A 2,516-nucleotide genomic window follows, 5' to 3' on the forward strand; every position below is an offset into this window, starting at 1 on the left:
ATCTTTACATATCCATATAATTCCCTGATCTTTATTTCTTCAAATACAAACAGCAAGATATTGTAAAAAATTTCAGTGCTAAAAAATTTCAAATGAAATGAAGGTCCAATGTATAATCCTAACTCTGCAGTTTTTTTCTTAATGTTTACAAGTGAAAACACCGCTACCGGAGTGCCACTTCTTTGCACCAGAAAATATTTTTTATAATTACCGGATCTTAGTGATTCAATAAAATTTATATGATCATCCAGACTGTTTTCTTTCGTAGTATAACTCCATTTCCTTATATCCGGATTATTTCGCCACCTCCATACTAAGCTTACTTCTTCTGAATCCATATCAACAAAATTCTTAAACTTATACATTTTCTAAATAGATTTTTATTCTTTAAACAGTGAGAGTTTTGCTTCTCAAAAATGAGTTTTGAATAATGCAAGATACCATTTTCCTCTTTCAATAATTTCATTCCTGTATATTCAGCAATTTTTATTGAAGCAATATTTCCGATTTTAATCTCTGCTCTGACTTTTGCTTGTAATTTATCAGCAAGTAATTTGACCATTATTTTCCCAATTCCCTTACCACGAAAATCTGGTGATACTGTCCAGAATAATTCATATTCAGAATTTTGCTTGTCAAATTCCGCTCTAACAGTACCAACCGGAATTTCATTTTCAATTGCAATAAATAATTTACAGTTTTCATTTGCTAATTTAGAATGGAGCCATTCTTTATGATTCTCCTCTTTAACTAATTCCATATGATGAGAATTTTTTCTGGTATCTATGTCATTCCTCCAATCAAGAAGAATTTCCCAATCCTCAAATGATACTTTGCGTAATATCATATTACTTTATATGTTTGTTTAATCTCAAACGGCGGTTATCTGAAAGTTATCTATTCAAAATTTAACCATATAAGCATGGAGAATTTCGAACAAATAAACACCATTAGTTAAGTTAATTGTTACTTGAAATCCATAAAAAGATTTCGTATGTTATAGGTTGATCCTTTGAGATTCTGTTTTTGGATATCAACCATTTTTTGTGCCTTCCCGATAGTAAGAGAGTTTAAAATACCGATTAGATCATCCTTAATATCTGCCCTGAAATCCCCGATATTATATGCTAATCCCAATTTTGAAAAATTTAAGGCCGGCTTTTTTTGATCGGTAACATAGTATCCGGTTATTGCAGGTAAACCTACAGATAAGACTTCCAGGAGAATTCCACTTGCCGGCACCACTGCAATATCTGATTCATGGATAGCAGAAAACATCTCTTGTTCGTTTAATGAACTCCTGTGTATAATTCTACTATCTTTGGATGTTAATTCTCTCAATTTTTGCATTGATGAATATTCAGTACCTGTTATAACAATAATCTTCTTAAAGCGTTCGATACCAGAAATAACCTGAAGTACTTTTTCAGTAATATTTAATGGATCAGCACCACCAAAACAAATAAATACGTTTTCGATCTTTGTTAGAATTCTTGTCTTGTTTACTTGCTCAAGGAAAGAGGGTCTCAGAAGGGCATATTTAATTCCCAGTGCAAATCTTGTGTAAGGTTGTGCCTTATAATCATCAGAAGTTATGCCCGGAGCGTGACTGATTATCAAATCAGCCAGAAATCCCCTGTCATGAATACTATCAATACAAACCAATCTGGCACCGGAAACTTTGATTCTTTGTTGATAATCAGTGTCAAAACCATAACCATCCAACACCACAATGCTTTCCCCGCTTATTTGAGAAAAAAATTGATCTTCGTGGTCGATTATTACTACAAAATAACCATTTTGCTGAAATTCGTCCTGAAGGTTTTCAGGAATTTCCTTACAAAAAAAGGAAATGCTGAAATCATCCTTCAACATATGTGCCAGGGCAGAACACCTGACCAAATGGCCCAGACCAATTTGCGGACCGCCATCAGCGCGTATGATAACTTTAGTCTTCATGCATTGCCCGGTATTTCATTTCAGCCAATTTCCAATCCGATAAATGGTCGATATCCTGCACTTCCATTTCGTCAAGGATTATGGCCCCGGTGTTTTCGATGAAAAGGTTGTTGTTGATTTTCTGAGAATTAAACCAATACCATTGGCCTGCATCATGGTATGCTTTTTCCAGATCTTGTGAGCGCGAATTCTGAAATTCTGGCCATATCATTTTTATTTTCTCTCTTTCTTCAAGTTTTAGGCCCCGCCAAATTGGGTAACTAAAAGAGACGACTGGAAAAACGGAATAATATCCTTTTTTATTAAGTAATTCATACCCGGCTTTAAAATGTTCTGCTTTAATGAGTGGTGCAGTTGGATAAATGCAACAAATCTTTTCAAACATGCTGTTTTTCTGCCTTTCATAATCAGCAATAACCTCGAGGATGACAGCCATTGTTGAAGCCTGGTCATTGGCCGTTTCTGCGCTTCGCATAAAGGGTACCTTGGCTCCGTATTGTATTGCAATTTCTGCAATTTCCTTGTCATCGGTCGAAACCATTACTTCTTCAAACAAA

At 34.7% G+C, this 2,516-nt stretch carries 4 protein-coding genes; all 4 read right to left on the reverse strand.

What is annotated here, in order from left to right:
• A partial coding sequence (locus tag EA412_10555; GenBank protein TVR77629.1) for a GNAT family N-acetyltransferase occupies window positions 1-338 on the reverse strand: 338 nt, incomplete at its 3' end.
• Window positions 320-847 (reverse strand): N-acetyltransferase, encoded by a 528-nt coding sequence (locus EA412_10560; GenBank protein ID TVR77630.1) that lies wholly within the window; start codon window positions 845-847, stop codon window positions 320-322. The genes EA412_10560 and EA412_10555, both read right to left, overlap by 19 nt.
• A gap of 119 nt (window positions 848-966) precedes the next feature.
• Window positions 967-1,959, reverse strand: coding sequence for a UDP-2,4-diacetamido-2,4,6-trideoxy-beta-L-altropyranose hydrolase (gene pseG, locus EA412_10565; GenBank protein TVR77631.1), 993 nt, complete (start codon window positions 1,957-1,959; stop codon window positions 967-969).
• A partial coding sequence (pseF, locus tag EA412_10570; protein TVR77632.1) for a pseudaminic acid cytidylyltransferase occupies window positions 1,949-2,516 on the reverse strand: 568 nt, incomplete at its 5' end. The genes pseF and pseG, both read right to left, overlap by 11 nt.

The sequence above is a fragment of the Chitinophagaceae bacterium genome (assembly GCA_007695095.1).
GTDB lineage: Bacteria > Bacteroidota > Bacteroidia > Chitinophagales > REEL01 > REEL01.

What these genes read in the sequence shown, in the direction of transcription:
- pseG (TVR77631.1), bottom strand. Translation starts at nt 1,959, where the DNA reads ATGAAGACTAAAGTTATCATACGCGCTGATGGCGGTCCGCAAATTGGT.
- EA412_10560 (TVR77630.1), bottom strand. Translation starts at nt 847, where the DNA reads ATGATATTACGCAAAGTATCATTTGAGGATTGGGAAATTCTTCTTGAT.